The sequence below is a fragment of the Vibrio sp. MED222 genome, assembly GCF_000153005.1.
Taxonomy (GTDB): Bacteria; Pseudomonadota; Gammaproteobacteria; order Enterobacterales; family Vibrionaceae; genus Vibrio; species Vibrio tasmaniensis_A.
The window spans coordinates 261,131-279,193 of sequence record NZ_CH902606.1; the positions used below are offsets into that span (position 1 = coordinate 261,131).

15 protein-coding genes are annotated in these 18,063 nt (G+C 43.0%); 10 read left to right on the forward strand and 5 right to left on the reverse strand.

What is annotated here, in order from left to right:
- Positions 1-5 precede the first annotated feature (5 nt).
- Complete coding sequence (locus MED222_RS20070; RefSeq protein ID WP_004730440.1) at positions 6-1,031, forward strand: diguanylate cyclase domain-containing protein; 1,026 nt, start codon at positions 6-8, stop codon at positions 1,029-1,031.
- A 53-nt stretch (positions 1,032-1,084) separates the two neighbouring features.
- Here MED222_RS20070 and MED222_RS20065 read toward each other — a convergent pair whose 3' ends face one another.
- Positions 1,085-3,517: a putative bifunctional diguanylate cyclase/phosphodiesterase gene (locus tag MED222_RS20065; protein WP_009844946.1), complete on the reverse strand. Its 2,433-nt coding sequence runs from the start codon at positions 3,515-3,517 to the stop codon at positions 1,085-1,087.
- A 3-nt stretch (positions 3,518-3,520) separates the two neighbouring features.
- Positions 3,521-4,552 carry an ABC transporter substrate-binding protein gene (locus MED222_RS20060; RefSeq protein ID WP_009844947.1) on the reverse strand — a complete coding sequence of 344 codons (1,032 nt, stop codon included), beginning with the start codon at positions 4,550-4,552 and terminating at the stop codon, positions 3,521-3,523.
- A 370-nt stretch (positions 4,553-4,922) separates the two neighbouring features.
- On the opposite strand from MED222_RS20060, the gene MED222_RS20055 reads away from it, so the two are divergent.
- The 5 genes from MED222_RS20055 (at position 4,923) to MED222_RS20035 (ending at position 8,171) form a co-directional block, all read left to right on the forward strand.
- Positions 4,923-5,573: a LysE family transporter gene (locus MED222_RS20055; RefSeq protein ID WP_009844948.1), complete on the forward strand. Its 651-nt coding sequence runs from the start codon at positions 4,923-4,925 to the stop codon at positions 5,571-5,573.
- Between the two features lie 288 nt (positions 5,574-5,861).
- Entirely contained in the window at positions 5,862-6,662 is an 801-nt protein-coding gene (locus tag MED222_RS20050; RefSeq protein WP_032555006.1) for a PhzF family phenazine biosynthesis protein, read from the forward strand.
- Positions 6,663-6,732: 70 nt separating this feature from the next.
- Positions 6,733-7,236: a YgjV family protein gene (locus tag MED222_RS20045; protein WP_009844950.1), complete on the forward strand. Its 504-nt coding sequence runs from the start codon at positions 6,733-6,735 to the stop codon at positions 7,234-7,236.
- A 99-nt stretch (positions 7,237-7,335) separates the two neighbouring features.
- Complete coding sequence (locus MED222_RS20040; RefSeq protein WP_009844951.1) at positions 7,336-7,650, forward strand: cupin domain-containing protein; 315 nt, start codon at positions 7,336-7,338, stop codon at positions 7,648-7,650.
- A gap of 53 nt (positions 7,651-7,703) precedes the next feature.
- Positions 7,704-8,171 (forward strand): GNAT family N-acetyltransferase, encoded by a 468-nt coding sequence (locus tag MED222_RS20035; RefSeq protein WP_009844952.1) that lies wholly within the window; start codon positions 7,704-7,706, stop codon positions 8,169-8,171.
- A 127-nt stretch (positions 8,172-8,298) separates the two neighbouring features.
- Here MED222_RS20035 and MED222_RS20030 read toward each other — a convergent pair whose 3' ends face one another.
- A complete protein-coding gene (locus tag MED222_RS20030) occupies positions 8,299-8,796 on the reverse strand; it encodes a fasciclin domain-containing protein (RefSeq protein WP_009844953.1) in 498 nt (165 codons plus the stop codon).
- 480 nt (positions 8,797-9,276) lie between these two features.
- On the opposite strand from MED222_RS20030, the gene MED222_RS20025 reads away from it, so the two are divergent.
- Positions 9,277-9,771, forward strand: coding sequence for a GNAT family N-acetyltransferase (locus MED222_RS20025; protein WP_009844954.1), 495 nt, complete (start codon positions 9,277-9,279; stop codon positions 9,769-9,771).
- A 105-nt stretch (positions 9,772-9,876) separates the two neighbouring features.
- Here MED222_RS20025 and MED222_RS20020 read toward each other — a convergent pair whose 3' ends face one another.
- Positions 9,877-10,530 carry a DUF2057 family protein gene (locus MED222_RS20020; protein WP_032555007.1) on the reverse strand — a complete coding sequence of 218 codons (654 nt, stop codon included), beginning with the start codon at positions 10,528-10,530 and terminating at the stop codon, positions 9,877-9,879.
- A gap of 289 nt (positions 10,531-10,819) precedes the next feature.
- The gene (locus tag MED222_RS20015; protein WP_004730480.1) at positions 10,820-12,382 is read right to left on the reverse strand and encodes an arylsulfatase; all 1,563 of its coding nucleotides are present in this window, start codon (positions 12,380-12,382) and stop codon (positions 10,820-10,822) included.
- A gap of 346 nt (positions 12,383-12,728) precedes the next feature.
- On the opposite strand from MED222_RS20015, the gene MED222_RS20010 reads away from it, so the two are divergent.
- The 3 genes from MED222_RS20010 to MED222_RS20000 all read left to right on the forward strand — a co-directional run bounded on the left by MED222_RS20010 (position 12,729) and on the right by MED222_RS20000 (position 18,053).
- Positions 12,729-14,276 carry an arylsulfatase gene (locus tag MED222_RS20010; RefSeq protein ID WP_009844956.1) on the forward strand — a complete coding sequence of 516 codons (1,548 nt, stop codon included), beginning with the start codon at positions 12,729-12,731 and terminating at the stop codon, positions 14,274-14,276.
- 209 nt (positions 14,277-14,485) lie between these two features.
- Entirely contained in the window at positions 14,486-16,885 is a 2,400-nt protein-coding gene (locus MED222_RS20005; RefSeq protein ID WP_009844957.1) for a tetratricopeptide repeat protein, read from the forward strand.
- Between the two features lie 184 nt (positions 16,886-17,069).
- Positions 17,070-18,053, forward strand: coding sequence for an AAA family ATPase (locus tag MED222_RS20000; protein ID WP_009844958.1), 984 nt, complete (start codon positions 17,070-17,072; stop codon positions 18,051-18,053).
- Positions 18,054-18,063: the final 10 nt, after the last annotated feature.

The following is an 18,063-nucleotide window of genomic DNA, read 5'->3' on the forward strand; positions in this document are numbered from 1 at the left end:
TTAGTATGAAAAAGCTGTTGTCATTGACTGCAATTAAAGTCGTCGTGTTATCTTTAGCGGCAGTGGTACTCACCATTAATATCTACAGTGTGACCCGCATTAACGATATCAATAAGAGTTTTTCCACCCGACAAAATGAGGCAACGTGGTTCGTTTTTCAATTGGTGAAAGAATACGCCAATTTCTTGATGGTAAGCCGTTCTGAAACTATTGATTATGATGAGTTATGGTTAGCGTACGATATTACGTGGAGCCGTTTTGACATATTAATTAACAGTACTGAGTCCTCCAATTTCATCAAGTCAGCAAACTTTAAACCTTATTTTAGTGCGGAATTTGATAAATTTAAGAGCTTGGAATCCTCAATTAAACTGGTCAGTCAAGGGTTGTTGCCCAAGGAATCTCTGCAGAAAAAAGTCGATATTTGCTACCACACACTCGTCGATTTTATTAATGACAAGTTTCGATTACAAAGCCCTGTGATTGAAGAAAACACCTCTATGGTTGATAACTTAGTGACAGTTCATCGGATCAGTAGCGTTTTTCTTGTTGGCATCTTGTTATTGACTGGGATTATTTTTTATATGGATTTTTCTATTAAAAGAAAGCTCTACTCTACGGATTTTATTACAGGATTTCGCAATCGAATTTCGTTGATGAAATTTGTTAAGAATAGCTACTCGAAGGACAAAAACTTTGATCTCTATTTTGTCCGAATCAGAAATCTTACCGAGATTAATCAAAAATATGGCCTTGAATATGGGGACCTTGTGGTGAGCTCGGCTGCTAAGTCTTTGACCACCAAGATCCCTGAAAGCACCATTTCATTCCGAAGCAGTGGAAGCCAGTTCTTATTCTTCATTCCTGATCATTTGTACGCGAGTGACGAAATTCAGGACAAGTTTAACGATGTGCTTAGTGATTACATCTCTGCAGGTAACTTAGAATTGATGATTGACGCCGTAGTGAGGCACAAGAAGAACATAAGCTCTAAAGACATGATGGAGCTGTTGACCTCGATGCAAGGCTAAGCTTCTACAAGGTTTGGTCGTGGTTATTAAGTAGTCATGCTTTCGGAATACGACTACTGTTTCTGATTGAGTGCCACAACCCTTTCGTTAGTACCTGGTTCTAAAAGGGCTTGCTGATCCAGAATAGTTTGCGGATTGTGGTCGCGAACAAATTCAATGAACTCGATGTAAGTGAGTGGTTGGCTGAAAAAATAACCCTGTATTAGGTCGCAGTTGGCTTTTCGAAGGTGATGACACTGTTCGAGAGATTCGACACCTTCGCCAACAACGAAGGTGTCACAAGAGTGCCCTAAGTTAACCATGGACTCGACCATCTTGCGGTCAGCTTTGTCGTGGACGATATTATCGATAAAGCTCTTATCTATTTTAAGTTCATCGACAGGGTAGTGAAGAAGTTGGTTAAACGCCGTGTAACCCGTACCGAAGTCGTCGAGGGAAACTTTTAAACCTAAGCTTCTGATGCTCTCAATGGTCTGCACGGTAAGCTTGCTGCTTTTAACGTAACTGGTTTCGGTAATTTCTATAATGATGTTGCCCGGAGGAACTTGATAACGTTCGAGTACCTTTCGAATATTATCGGCAAAGTTACGGTTGTAGAGCTCCATCGCCGAAATGTTAATGGACAAGGTGCCTTTGTATTGGTGAATCTCCGACAGTTCTTTATAGTTTTTGATTGCGGTACTAATGACCCACATGTCGAGTTTGGATATTAAATTACTTTTCTCAGCGGCTGGAATAAACTCATCCGGCCCAGCCTTTATATCAAATAGAGCAGGGCAGCGAATCAGACATTCTGCTCCGTCAATCTGAAGTGTCTTAGCATTGAAAATAGGCATAAAGCGAAGTTCAAAGTTATCACTCACGCAGCACTCTAATAGCCTTTTCTCGATAACATCATGCCTTTCAAGTGAATGAAGTAGTTCTTCGCCGTAAACAATCCGGCTATCTCCGTCACTGTGATCCTTAGCATTAATCAACATCTCATCAATACATCGGTGCCATATCTCCTCGAACTTAGGAGTATCGACGGGTAGTACACCAGTTGCAATTGAAAGCCTGAACCCATAGTAATCTAGGAAAGTCGTACCCGTTAGGGTGTTGTTAATGTTCTCAATTTCTTCGTTTATTGATTGGTGTTCACCCATTTCCAATATGGCAATGAATTGGTTGCCTCCAAGCCTTGCGATTGAATAGTCGCTGCAACTAAAGCCGAAAGAGGATTGTTGATTCTGCAGGGTTTCTCTTAGTGTTTTGGCTAGACTAACGAGTACATTGTCGCCCACCTTTGCACCGTATAAATCATTGATTTTACGAAAGTCGATAATGTCCCAGCAAACCAAGTAGCAGTGTGGGCTCCTTGAGCTTTTTATACGTACATCGAGGTGTCGAATAAATGAGCGTCGGTTCGCTAATTTGGTTAATTGATCGAATTCGGCTTCGAATTTCAATTCCGTTAGTGAATCAATGTAAGCGTTCTTCAAACCATCAATTTCACTGTGCCCGGATGAACGTTTGAAATACCTCAGTTTAAGTCCGCCAATCGATATCTCGTGTAGTAGCTCTTTGAGTGGACGTACTAATTGGTAGCGCACCACCATGTGTACGATGAGCATAATAATGAATAGTGTCGTCAAACTGCCAAGTAAGGTCTGCTTAGCAATGATAGATTTTTCCTGATTGAATTTTTTTTCGCGAATATTAACTTGAGCGAGGAAGTGACGGCTGTTCATCTCAACTTTGATTCTGTCTTTGGTTTGTTCAAACGATTTGATAACAAACTGCGTATTCTCTATGTGTGCAGTATTCGATGATGGCTCAATCAGAAGCTGCATATTGTCATCATCGTTGTATTTTATTAGTAAGTTGGATAGTTGTTTTAATGGACCATCTGCAATCAGTATGTATCGATTTAAGCTGTCGTTTGCGCGTTTGTCTTGTGGGAGCAAGTAAGGGTCGATTGCAATAACGTAAGCGTATCTAAGTTCACCACTCACAGAGATATATGAGAAGCCTTTATGAGACAGCTCGTTTTTATTGATTAACGAGGTATAGATATCGAAGATTTTTTCATAGATGTTATCGGGGATTTTTAACCCTTCGAAAGGGTCTGCTCGTAACGTAGATAGCGTTAACTGGAACTTAGGGTCAACGATATAGATGTTACGTTGACCAAACTGATTAACGTGACTTTGGTTTAAGACGCGAAGCACTCTTTTTTCCAGCAGGGACAAGGTTGTGTAGTCACTAGGGTTTTGAATATATCGCAAGAACTGTAGCGATGAACCAATATCTTTTACAAGCAAAGATAAACCAAGTTGCTCGTACTCAGCGGCCACTAGCGCTGTGTTTACGTCGGATTGCACCTCGTCTAAGTACATGTGTTTCGCATGGTTGGAGGCTAAGTTGTAAGTAACCATTCCGCCTATTGCAAATACGAACAATAAAGTAGGAATGAGCACAAAGTAGAGCTTCTTTAATACTGGCATTAATTATCTCAAACTGTCGACAATGCGGTTACGAATTTGAATGCTATTGGGTTCGAGTTGCTGATACAGATAGCTGCGTTCTAAAACCTCTTTGCTAGGGAAAAGCTCCGGATCATTTTGGTACTCTTGCGTTGTTAAGGCTTTTGCTTTTGAGCTTGGAGTTGCAAACCATGAATCCATTGCGTTTTGAGCGGCGATCTCGGGTTGCGACAAGAATGATAGAATCGTTGTTGCTTGTGCAGACAACTCTCCGTTGTTAATTGCAGCAATGCACTCTAACCATAACGTTGTGCCTTCTTGAGGCACAGCGTAGGACCAAGAGGCATCAGGCTCCAAATCATTGAGTACATAACTGTCACCAGAATAACCGTAGGCAAGGTCGATGTTAGCAAGACGTTCGGGTTGGCGAATATAGTCGATGACGTATTCGTTGCTTTCTAGGTGTGGCTTTTGAGCTTGCAGGGTTTTATAGGCAACGCGAAGTTCCTGCTCATTATTGGTGAATGGATCAAATTGATTTGCTAACAGTGCAGTACTCACCAAATCCGTAGGTTCGTAATACATACTTATGCGGCCACTGCCGTTGGTGTCTGGTTCGAGAATAGCGTTCCAAGAGGTGGGAGTGTTTACTTTGTCACTGCGATATAAGATTCCCGCAGTCCCCCAAGCGTAGGGAATGCCATACTCGCCACATCCTTCAACCCACCGTGAATCTATGTTACCAGCAATGGATTGTTGTAACTCACTGAGATTATGAAACAGGTTCTGCTTGGCTAACGCATTGAGCTTTACACTTTCTATAATGACTAGCTCAAATGCGCCACGACGTTCGCTCAATAGCACTTCATCTCTGATCGACTCATCAGAAAAAAACTGTTGTTTCAAAGAAATGCCGTACGTGTCACCTAGTTGGGTCACGACGCTATTGGATAGAAATTCATCCCAATTGTAGAGATAAATATCATTTTGTTGGCTAAACGCTGTGCCAGTTAAAAAGGATGATGACGCAAGAACAGAAACATAAAATGCTTTCACTGACGGATTCCTTTCCTACTTTGCTTAACTAAATCGTAGCCCAAATTTTGCGACATAGCTCAAATTTAGGTCTCTAATTTCAGTTCAACCTAACGCAATGCATTTAGGTGTGAAAATCCTATGACCTAATTGGAACTAAAAGTAAGCTTTGAGCACAAAATCATTATGTTAAATCAAGGGGATATCAACCTTTGACCGACGAACGCCTGAAGAAGTGCACGAATGACTCATCTACTTCCGATTTGGCACGACGAAAACACGGGATTTGTTTGATTATTAGGTTATTAGTAAATATATATTCATCTACTTGAGCATTTTTTCGTTAGTTATGCAATAGTGGGGCATTAATTGAACGACAGGAGGTTGGTTTATGGATGCAGGTTTAGTTGGGATTTTTGTTACCGTGGCGATTGCTCACTTTTTGGCGCTATTGAGCCCCGGACCAGATTTTGTGATTGTGGTAAAGAGTGCTGTTAAAAATAAGGGTAGAAAAGCACTCGGCGTTGCATTCGGTATTGCCAGTGCCAATGCAGTCTATATTGGTTTGTGTCTTATTGGGGTCGGTTCTATTTTGGCAGCTTCGGTTTCAGTGATGATCGCTTTAAAAATTATTGGCGGTTTGTTTCTGGTGTACCTTGCAGTTCAAGCGATAAGAGCGAAAAAATGTAATTACAGTAATATCGATGTTGTCGAAGAAGGTGTCTCCATTCAAACCACTTTTCTTAAAGAATTTGTTACGGGTTTTCTATCGGGAATCCTTAATCCTAAAAACCTTTTGTTCTATTTGAGCTTATTCACGGTTGTACTGAATAATGAGGTGGGTTTCATGTTTAAATTAGGGTTAGGCATTTGGATGACAGTGGTTGTGTTTGTGTGGGATGCCGCGATTATCTTCCTTTTATCTGCACCTAAAGTTCGACGAGAGTTTACACGTGTTGCTTACTATATTGATAAAGTGACAGGAGTTATGTTGGGTCTGCTTGGCTTGACCATTGTGAAATCTGCTCTGGTACGTCAGTAGATTCAATAAAGTTACCATTGCTGAGTAACCTCACGTTTGTGGCACGATACAATGCCTATGTGCCGCGAATGTGTGCTTGTTTCCTACCAGGGCTGATACGTTTTATCTCTTATCTGCCCGATGTAAAACCCTCAGCTTAATCCACCAATTCTTTCCATAACTGCTTGTTTATCATTCCTTAGTTCTTAAATAAGTATTAATAATGTTGCTGTTGAACACTTGTAGCACGGGGTGTTTGTGCTTATTGTAGGCTGCAATGTCTATTCAATATCAGCGCTAGGAGCCATTGTGAATTTAGAGATATATCAAGTGGATTCGTTCACAACTCAAGCTTTTAAAGGAAACCCTGCAGGGGTTTGTATTTCACAAGAACCTTTAGAAGAGTCGTTGATGTATTCGATTGCTGAAGAGATGGCAGTATCAGAAACGGCATTCTTAGCCCTCAATACGATGACGTTGAAATGGTTCACACCAGAAGTTGAAGTCAAATTATGCGGTCACGGTACGTTGGCAACAGCGCATGTGATGAAGGAAAGAGGGTTAGTCAATGTGGGTGAGGTTGTGACGTTTGATACGCTTTCAGGGGAGCTATCTGCCACAGTTTGTGACTCCACAATCGAGCTTGACTTCCCAAGTACTGTGCTTGATCTTGGATTGGATGCTAATAAAGATTTGCTTGAATATTTAGGGCTGTGTGAAGCCCAAGTCGTGTCATACAGTGAGTTCGATACCAAGCAGTTTATTGAGGTTGTCAGCGAACAAGTTTTATTAGATTTATCACCAAACTTTGATGCTCTAAAGCGTATTAAAGGTCGAGGCGTTGTTGTGACAGCATTGTCGTTGAACTCTGAGCTTGATTTTGTTTCGCGCTATTTTGCGCCGTGGGTGGGTGTTAACGAAGATCCCGTTACGGGTTCAGCGCATTGCGCTCTCACACAATACTGGTCCGAGAAACTAAACAAAGCGCATTTCAATGCTTACCAAGCGTCGCGCCGCGGTGGGTATGTATCGACAGAGCTATTACCGAATGGTCGTATAAAACTGATGGGGTCTGCAACCACCGTAATCAGTGGTACTTTAAAAGTCTAAACTTCAATATCATTCATAAAACAGCAACGTCATAATTTAAATCTGCTAGGTCACTACTTAAGGAATAATCGTGTCAGCTTTTTATCTTTCTCAGGTATTAGTCGCAATTGCTATTTGTTTCGATCTTCTGTCTTTTCAATTTAAAGAGAGGAAGAAAATCGTCACATGCTTGTTTTTTGCAGGCGTTCTTATTTCTAGTCATTTCATTTTGCTCGAACAATGGACGGCGGCAAGTTTGATGATCATCGCGACCATTCGATATTTGACGAGCGTGTTTTCTACGTCACCCAAATTTAAATATTTGTTCAGTTCCATGTCAGTAGTCGCAACGGTTGTGACTTACTCGGGGCTCACTAGCATATTGAGTTGCTTTGCTTCCGTATTTCAAACCTTTGCAGCCTTCAATAAAGATGACCGTCGATTAAGAGAGTTGATGATTATCGGAACTAGCTTTTGGTTGGTTCACAATTACTTAGTTGGTTCTCCAACTGCTGTACTGATGGAAGCGCTATTTATCTGCAGTAACTTGGTTGGCTATTATCGTTTCTATTTCAGAAAAAGTGCTGTGGCTTAGGGCTTATAGCTCAGGAGCTTAGGAACTCAGGAAGCTAGGCTTTAGATAAAACGATAAAACACTGCACCATATTCATCTAACAAGGATTAGGAGAGAGCGATGTCAAATATCTACTCGGATGTGCCTTCGTCAATACCCGACGAAATCTTCAACGACATCATTACTACTGAGAATGTGCGGATTGAAAGAATAATATCTCATGGGCACCGTTCTCCAGAACAAGGTTGGTATGACCAAGATGAAAACGAATGGGTTATGGTGCTAGAGGGGCAAGGTGTTATTGAGTTCGAAGACGGACGTGTCGTTACCTTGTCTAAAGGGGATTACATCAATATTGCCGCGAGAGAGAAGCACAAGGTTGTAGGTACGGATAGAGACGTTGTGACTATTTGGCTAGCTGTGTTTTATCGTTAGTATTGCTATCAAGTAGTGAATAGGTAATCAGCAATACATGAAAGGACTGTGTCGTGGTTAGAATTCGAAATTACCAAGTTAGTGATGCCAAAGCATTATGGGAGATCTATTTCCATACTGTTCGAAATATTAACGTTCGTGACTATTCTCAAGAACAAGTTGAGGCTTGGGCTCCAAGTGACTTTGACTCCGAGGTGTGGGAAAAGTGTCTGCATCGTATCCAACCTTTTGTAGCGGAGTTGGATGGCCACATTGTTGGCTATACTGATTTGCAACCGAATGGGTTGATAGATCACTTCTTTTGTCATCATGAATATCAAGGTAAAGGTGTAGGGCGAGCTTTGATGGAGCATGTATTCGAGATTGGTCGATTTCGTGGTGTATCGAGATACTTCTCTGAGGTGAGTATTACCGCTAGGCCTTTCTATGAGCACCTTGGCTTTAAGTTAGTGAATGAACAAGAAGTCGAAATACGTGGCGTTAAGCTGACTAATTACGTGATGGAGAAAACCACTAAGTAGCCATTAACGTTATGTCTAGTGTAGGTAAAATTGGATATGCTCAACGCTTAGCCCAGTAGGTTAAAAAGGGTGTGAATTGTCACACCCTCAAAGAGTTTGGTTTGCCTGAGACTTTCTTTCTATTTGATTATTTCGGGAGCAAGACCGTATCAATTACGTGGATTACACCATTGCTTGCTTCCACATCAGCCGCAATCACTTTTGCATTGTTAACCATAACCGTGCCATCGCTTACGCTTATCATCACGTTTTGACCTTGGATTGTTGTCGCTTTGTCTATTTTCATAACGTCTGCCGCCATCACTTTCCCTGCGACTACATGATAAGTTAGCACTGCGACTAATTTGTCTTTGTTTTCCGGTTTCAAAAGCATATCGACAGTACCATCTGGCAACTTGGCAAATGCTTCATCGGTTGGTGCGAAAACGGTAAAAGGTCCTTCTCCTTTCAAAGTATCTACAAGTCCACCCGCTTTAACAGCAGCTACAAGTGTATTGAAAGAGCCATTTCCTACTGCGACATCGACGATATCTTTTTTCATCTCATGATGATTGGCGTTAGCGAATGCACTAAAAAAAAGTGCAGCGACAAGAAGAGATAGAGACTTGCTAATTTTATTAATCATGTTGGAATCCTTTGAGTTTGTCCGTTATTTTCGTCAGGTATTACGAAAGGCTCAAAGCGATGGATCAATTTATACCAATCACAGTAAATAAGTGATCAAAAATAGCGCAGGAAAAAAGCTTGAGAACAAGGCTGCTCTTTTCAATAAATAGTTTCGATAAGTAGTTATTCTACAATCAAAAAACCTAACGACGTTATCGATATTTTTAACAAGCTAGGGTGAACAGTTATTTACTACGATTGGTATTATTATACCTTTGAGCTATTTGCTTCGAGAGCGAACTTTACTCTATGAACAGGCGAGTGAGGGCCTTCAATGGTGCATTTTTAGTATTTGAGTTTTATATTTATGGGCTGTGGCGACTGTTTATGGGCTATGACGATTATTCAATTATTTCTGTCACTTACGGTTGTAGCTACTCGTTGCTATCCGTAATATGAAAATTAGCTTAAGGATAGAAATAGACAGTAAGGAATCACTTTGGAAATACAAATTAGACATCTTGAAACCACAGACAACCAAGACATTTTTGATATTTATCGTCATTCATCAGTATCAGAAAATACCTCACAAAAACCTTTCCTTAGCTCTGATCAAGTGGAGCGATTGTTTGGTCATTCAGACCATTTCACTTTAGTCGCAGAAGTGTCAGGTAAAGTCGTTGGGCACATTACCTTATTCATGACGACTAAGGTGAGAGACCGACATAGTGCTGGCTTAGGGATTGCGATTCACCCTGATGCACACGGCAAAGGGGTTGGGAAGGCATTAATGAAAGAAGCGATTAATCAGGCTGATAATTGGCTTAATCTGGTCCGTCTGGAGCTAGAGGTTCATGCCGATAACAACGCTGCCATTGCTTTGTATGAACGAGTAGGTTTTCAGTTAGAAGGCACTAAAAGGCTGAGTACATTCAAAGGCGGGAAATACATTGATATGTTGTTGATGTCGAGGATTAGACCTGATTATCGTTGATTGTTAGACCTATAACGTCCTATTTAGATGAAATCAAAGAAGCTGGCAGTGTGCCAGCTTCTTTGGTTTGAACGAGATATTTTATAGACTTGTTCGTAATCGAATCTACTTGTTCACGTAATCTTTGAATTTCTGCTTCGTTTCAGCATCGGCTTTTTCGTACCAAAAATACAACATTTCTTCAGCTGTGTTAGCCGCATTTCCATCAATTTTTGCTGGAAGTGTTACAGGTTGAACAACCGCCGCTGTTGCGCCTGCTGTTGTACCTATAGCTAGTGCAGCAATGCCGCCTTGCTGGTTGTATTCTTTTGCTTCTTGAGGGTATTTACGTCCAATTTGCATACCGTCTTTAACTAGCTTGTCTTGCTTAACGCTGATTTCATTCTGGTTCTCGTCAACAAGGCTCCACTCTAAGTTTTTAAACCCAGATTTTGCTTCTGCTGTGTTGCGGTATTTTGGCAGGTCGAAAGTCAGTGTGGTATCAGTCGCATCGAATGTTGCGATAACAGCGTCGCTGTCTACGAATTCACGATCGTTACCTTTATCAAATGCAAGTTGATATTGGAATACGATTTGGTTTTGGCCATCTGGTAACGTCAGTGTTTTATGAGAAGAGAATAAGCCGCCGTCTAAGTCAGGCTTAGCTTCGTTAACCGCAAGAATATCAACACTGGATGGAACTTGGATTTCAACGTCAGCTAATACTGAAGGTGCAGCAACGATAGCTGAGAGTAGGGCAATGCTTTGGGTTGTCTTCATAATCATACAGTTGTTAGGGTGAGTTAAAATACAATCGCACGCATATCTCTGTATTTCAAGTGATGTCCGTGGGATTTGAAAAAATTTGCGTAATCTTAACGTAACGGTCATAAACGAGGCGAGCTACAAGGCTATGCGAGTAAATGTATGCGGATAACCTTGTTCGTCACTCGTTTGTTAAAGGCTTATGTGGGACAGTTTTCATTGTTGATATACTGAAAAGCCGTGATAGCGCTTGAGCTATCACGGCTTGGTTTCACTTTCCTAGGGCTGGTTAAGCTTTAGCTAATTATTTAGCTTGCGCTGCTGCCGCTTCTAGTTGCTTAAGTTTACCTTGAAGCATGTAAGCATTCTGGTTGAAGTTACCAGGGTTCAACACTTGGCTTTGCTGCATAGGGTAGTCAGGTAGCGTGTTCATGAACTCTTGTACTTTGCCGCCTACAGGTACGAATAGCCACATGTTGTCTGCCATCCAACGTAAGTACATGCCCGATTCGTGTGGTGCTTTTTCGAATGGATCAGCACGTAGGTGAACGACTTGAGGCCAGTTTGGTTGGAAACGCACGGCATCAACAATGTTACCGTCCATAACAGCGAATGAAATCTTGAAGTCATTCCAACGTACCGCATTTAGTTCAGCGTTAGCAGAGAAGTAAAGCATGCTGTCACGAGGGCCTTTCTCTTCTTTACCTTGGAAGTAAGGTAGGAAGTTGTAACCATCTAGGTGTACACGCCAGTTTTTACCGTTGTAAGTAGCACCTTTATCAGAAGCAAGCTTCTCAACAACTTTATCATCACCAGCGGCTGCTAGTAGAGTCGGGATCCAGTCTTGGTGACCCATGATGTCGTTGATCTTAGTTCCCGGCTTGATAGTACCAGGCCAGCGAACTAGCTGAGGAACACGCATACCGCCTTCGTAAGTTGTACCTTTCTCCCCGTGGAAGTAAGTAGCACCGCCATCAGGCCAAGAAACTGTCTCTGCACCGTTATCGGTAGAGTAGATTACGATAGTGTTGTCTGCGATCTTAAGCTCATCAAGTTTGTCTAGGAGGATACCCACTTGGTCATCATGCTCTAGCATGCCGTCTGCGTAGATGCTGATACCCGATGCGCCTTGGTATTTTTCTTGTAGACGAGTCCACACGTGCATGCGAGTCGTGTTGTGCCAGATGAAGAATGGTTTGTCAGCTTTCACTGCTTTTTCCATGAATGCTAAAGATTCTTCTAGGAACTCTTCATCCGCGTGCTCCATACGCTTACGCGTCATAGGACCTGTATCTTCAATCTTACCGTCAGAAGTCGACTTGATTACACCACGAGGGCCAAAGTTCTTACGGAACTCAGGATCTTTAGGGTAGTAGTAAGTCTCTGGCTCTTCTTCCGCGTTTAGGTGGTACAGGTTACCGAAGAACTGGTCAAAACCGTGGTTCGTTGGAAGGTGTTTGTCTTGGTCACCCATGTGGTTCTTACCGAACTGAGCGGTCATGTAGCCCTGTTCTTTAAGAAGGTCTGCGATCGTTGGAGCCCAATCAGGGATGCCGTGGTCAGAGCCCGGCATACCGATAGTCAGTAGACCTGTACGGAAAGGTTCTTGACCGGTTAGGAATGCAGCACGGCCAGCAGTACATGATTGTTGACCGTAATGGTCAGTAAATAGTGCGCCTTCGTTAGCAATACGGTCGATGTTAGGTGTTTCATAACCCATCATGCCGTTGTTGTATGCACTGATGTTGAATACACCAATGTCATCACCCCAGATAGCAAGAATGTTTGGTTTTTCTGCTGCTGTTGCCGCTGAAGAAGCTGCTAATAAGCCAACACCTAATGCTAGTTTATTAATTTTAGTACCCATAAGGACTCCAATTCACTTTTAAGATTAATGCGTTAGAACAACACATCGATGAGCAAATGTTATTCTCAAAATTCCGTTCCGTCCTTTTATAGTGCTTATAACCAATCGTTATGATGTCTAGTTAACTTGTTGATTCATATGAGTTCTAGTGTGTTGCCAGAACAACCCCTTAGTTTGTATGTGTGATCCTTATCATGTTTGTTGCCGTAAACCTTATCGATGACTTCTGTATCCATATCTCGATGAAAATGACAAAAATATTAATAGCTTAGGTAATCTCGCGTATGCGCAAAAAATGAACTATACGTTGTAGGGCAGGATGCAAATAACTTACGAAGAGGTTTCTATGACAGCGAAGTATGGCGCTAAACGTCGATTAGCGATTTTGGGTACAGCAATGATGGCCGCGTCTAGCGCCACTTTTGCAGCAGAAAAGCCAAATATATTGGTCATTTGGGGGGACGACATTGGTCAATCCAATGTGAGTGCGTACACCTTTGGTTTAATGGGTTACAAAACGCCCAATATTGATAGCATCGCCAAAGAAGGGATGATGTTTACCGATTATTACGCTGAACAATCGTGTACTGCGGGTCGCTCTACCTTTATTACGGGACAAAGTGTATTACGAACGGGTTTAAGTAAAGTAGGCCTTCCAGGAGCAGACATTGGTTTGCAAGCGGAGGATGCAACGATTGCAGAAATGCTTAAACCTATGGGGTACATGACAGGTCAATTTGGTAAAAACCACCTTGGCGATAAAGATGAATTCCTTCCAACAGCACACGGGTTTGACGAATTTTTTGGCAACCTTTACCACCTGAATGCTGAAGAAGAACCGGAGAATGAAGATTACCCAACTGACCCAGAGTTCCGTAAGAAATTTGGCCCTCGTGGTGTGATCAAATCATTCGCTGATGGCAAGATTGAAGATACAGGCCCACTAACGCGTAAGCGTATGGAAACGGTCGATGAAGAAACACTAGACGCGGCACTTGATTTCATGGATCGCGCAGTGAAAGCGGACAAACCATTCTTCGTTTGGTGGAACGCAACAAGAATGCACTTTAGAACGCACGTGCAGCCAGATAGCAAAGGTGTAACCGGCATCAGTAATTACGCTGATGGTATGGTTGAGCACGATCGACACGTTGGACAACTATTGAAGCAAGTGGATGAGTTGGGCATCAAAGACAACACCATCGTTTTCTACTCAACGGATAACGGTCCACACATGAACTCTTGGCCTGATGCCGGTACAACGCCGTTCCGTGGTGAGAAAAACACCAACTGGGAAGGCGCATACCGTGTACCAGCAATGGTTCGTTGGCCAGGAAAGATTGAACCGGGCAGTGTTTCAAATGAAATCATGCACCACATGGACTGGATGCCAACCTTCGTTGCAGCTGCTGGTGATGATCAGATCAAAGAGAAACTACTGAAAGGTCATACTGCGGGTGATAAAACGTTTAAAGTGCACCTAGATGGTTACAACTTCCTTCCTTACCTAACCGGAGAAGAAGAGAAAGGCCGTCGTTCGGAGATATTCTACTTTACCGATGACGGTGACCTTGCGGCACTTCGTTACAACCAATGGAAAGCGGTGTTCATGGAGCAGCGTGCGACGGGTACCATGCAAATTTGGGCAGAACCGTTTGTAACGTTACGTCTTCCTAAGCTGTTTAACCTCCGAATGGACCCATACGAAAACGCAGATATCACATCGAATACTTACTATGACTGGTTGTTAGACCATGCTTATATGTTTGTTCCTGCTCAAGCGTATGTTGGCAAGTTCTTAGAAACCTTTGCTGAATACCCGCCACGCCAAAAAGCAGCGAGCTTTAGCTTGGATCAGGTTATGGAGAAACTTCAAGAGAACCATAATAAGTAAGCTTTGGTTTATTGAAACTGATAGTTTGATGAAACTGCTAACACGAAAGAGCTCTTCGGAGCTCTTTTTTTTATGCGCATATCGATGAGTAAATACCAGTCGTGAATATGAGTCACAACAATCAAGCTCACTGCCACTAAATAATTGTAAATTCATTGTTTTTACGTCTACCTTATTAAGCATAAGGATGTATAAAAACAAGGAATGTTATGTCTGCATGGTTGTGCTCACTAGTGAACGGATTGAAACACCAGCGAGTTGCAGTATTATCCGCAATGTTGTCTTTACCTATGTTGTCGACACTCAGTGTCAATGTGTATGCTAATGAACAAGCTCCAGCGACTGAAGCTACGCTTATTGGTTCAGGAACTTTAGATGCCAGCTCTCCCAAGGCTACGTATGTCGGTTCTGAAGCATGCGTTGACTGTCACAGCGAAGAAGTGGAAGCGTGGCAAGGCTCTCATCATGACATGGCGATGAAACACGCTACAGATGAATCTGTATTAGGCGATTTCAACGATCAAACGGTCACTCATGGCGGTAAACCCAACCGATTTTTTCGCAAGGGTGAAGAGTTCTGGGTCAATATCGAAGGCCCAGACGGGCAATTCAAAGATTACAAAATCAGCTATACCTTTGCCTTTGAACCATTACAACAGTACATGGTTGAGTTTGAAGACGGTCGAGTACAGTTGATTCCTTTCGCTTGGGACTCTCGCACTGAGGGCGAAGGCGGTCAACGCTGGTTTAACCTCTACCCGGATACCACCAACACTGATGAATTCTACTGGACCAACAGCGGTCAAAACTGGAACTTCATGTGTGCCGATTGCCACTCAACGAATCTAGAGAAAAACTACGACAGCGCGAGCAATACCTATAACACTACTTGGTCTGAGATTAATGTCGGTTGTGAAGCCTGTCATGGCCCTGCAAGCGAGCACGTTAAACAAGCCCAGCTAGCAAATTACAAGTCAGTAAAAGCCAACGGCGAAAAGGATGTTCAAGCCTCCGCGCATTATGGCTTTGATCGCGACTTGTCGAAATCGGTGAAAGAATGGATCTACCAAGAGGGCAACTCAACCCTACAACCAAAAGACATCATCCATACCAATCAGGTTCAAACCTGTGCGCAATGCCACAGCAGACGTACTCAGTTAAATGAAACTGGAGATCACGTTAACGGGTCTTTCTTTGATGAGTATCGTCTAAGTTTGATTACTCCTGAGCTTTACCATAACGATGGTCAAATCTACGATGAAGATTACGTTTACGGATCTTTCCTTCAATCAGTGATGGCTGAAAAAGGCGTCACATGTACTAACTGCCACGATCCCCATACCGCAGAATTAAAAATTGCAGAGGAAGCTGTATGTAGCCAATGTCACATTGCTTCTGAATACACGCCTGAAAAGCACACCTTCCACGAGGCGAATACCGAAGCTTCACAATGTACGACTTGTCACATGCCTGAGACGACTTACATGGAGGTCGACCCAAGACGTGACCATAGTTGGCATATCCCGCGTCCTGATATTAGCCAACATATTAAAACGCCGAACGTGTGTACTAGCTGTCATGAAGATCAAACCGACCAGTGGGCAGATAAGCAAATCGGTGAGTGGTTCCCAGATTCTAAGTATCGTAATCAGCAGCACTTTGCCGTTGCCTTTTATGCTGACTCAATAGGGCACAGAGGGGCAGAGGATGCGTTGGCATACTCGGCTCAGGACTCTAGCTTAAGCAATATCATTCGTGCATCGAGCTTAGAACGTTTGGGCGGCAATACGGGTAAGAATACGCTTATCTCGCTAGCAAGAGCGGTGAAACATGATGATGAAATGATCCGTTTGGGCGTTGTGCAAGGCTCGTCTGGTTTCCCATTCACTGACCGTTGGCAGATTTTAGAACCGCTACTGAAAGACCCTGTATTGTCGATTCGTTCAGAAACCGCAGGTGCATTAGTGCGTTACTGGGGAGAAATGAATCCTCTGCAGAAAGACCAAATCAAGCCTGCATTGGAAGAGTACATTGAGATACAGCAATTTAATTCCGATAGAGGATTTGGACGTACTAACCTAGGCAACGTTTACCGCGATCTAGGCCAATATCAAAAAGCGATTGAGTTTTATCAAGGTGCTATCGAAATCGAGCCTTATTTCGAAAACAGCTACGCCAACTTAGCGGATTTGTATCGAGCGCAAGGTAACGAAGCAAAAGCGCTGTCGACATTGAAGCAAGGTATTGAAGCTCAGCCGAGATCGAGTGTATTGCCATACAGCACAGGCTTATCTCTGCTTCGTGTGAAAGATTACGAACAAGCAACGGAGTACCTTAAGCAAGCTGCTGAAACTGCACAAACCGACCCACAATATTGGTATGTGTACGGATTGGCTTTGGAGAAATCGGATGTGCTTGCGGCAAGTCAATCACTGCACAAGGCTTACCAATTTAGCCGCAACCTACAGCACTTGTATGCCCAGTGTGAAGTGTTGGCGCGAAACAGCCATATACCGGGCGTACCAAAGGCGTTTGAGCAATGTATTTCATCACTGAGCAAAGTGGCACCGCCGGAGGCCATTAACCAATTGAAAGCTAAGTTTAAATAAAGCGATGAGGTGAGCTTGGCTATGGTGCTTGCTGCTTATTCCGCTTGTAACCAATTATCGCGCTTATGAGCAATTATCACGTTTATAACTTATCGCGCTGATGAACAATTATCACGTGTATAACTAATAGTTATGGGGCTTGTGAGTAGGATGTACGCAGCCAGATTGAATTAAGGGAAGACCTATGAACCATGCGCAACAAGCAATAAACCAACTGATTGAACAAACAGAGAAAAATGTTATCGGTCAGAGCCACGTCGTTCGGGCTCTGGTGATAGGGTTATTGACTAATGGGCATGTGCTTTTAGAGGGACTTCCCGGTACAGCGAAAACTCGTTCAGTGAAATCACTGGCGAACCTACTGAACACCAGTTTTGGTCGAATTCAGTTTACGCCTGACCTGCTGCCATCAGATGTAACCGGTACAGAAGTGTATCAAGAGCTTGATGGAAAGCCTCAGTTGCACTTTCAACCGGGTCCTATTTTCAACAGTATTGTTTTAGCCGATGAAGTGAACCGTGCTCCTGCAAAGGTACAAGCGGCTCTGCTTGAAGCCATGGCGGAAGGAACGATTACGGTGGGTGGTCAAACTCATATTCTTCCAGAGCTATTCATGGTGCTCGCTACGCAAAACCCAGTAGAGCAAGAAGGTACGTATCCACTGCCTGAAGCACAAATGGACCGTTTTATCATGAAAGTGACGGTCGACTATCCAGAAGATGAAGCTGAACGCGACATCATTCGACTTGTGCGCAGTGAGGAGCTCGGTAGCGAGACGAGTTCGGAATTAGTCACTCCAGAGCATATTGAACCTGAGTTGGTACTTGAAGCTCGCCGCCAACTTCCAGATATTGCCGTTTCCGATTTAGTTGAGAGCTACATTGTGGCTTTGGTGATGGCGACTCGTAAGCCAGAGCGTTACCCAGAATCAGACTTATCGAAATGGATTGAAATTGGTTCAAGCCCTCGTGCATCTATTTCATTGGATAAATGCGCTCGCGCTTATGCGTGGCTGCAAGGGCGTGACCACGTCACGTTAGACGATGTGCGTGCCATGTTGCCAACCGTGTTAGGTCACCGATTCTCGCTGTCTTACGATGCATTGGCCGATGGTGTTGACCATCAAAGAGTGGTTGAAGAACTGCTCGATAATGTTGAGATTGGATAACTAGGGGGCG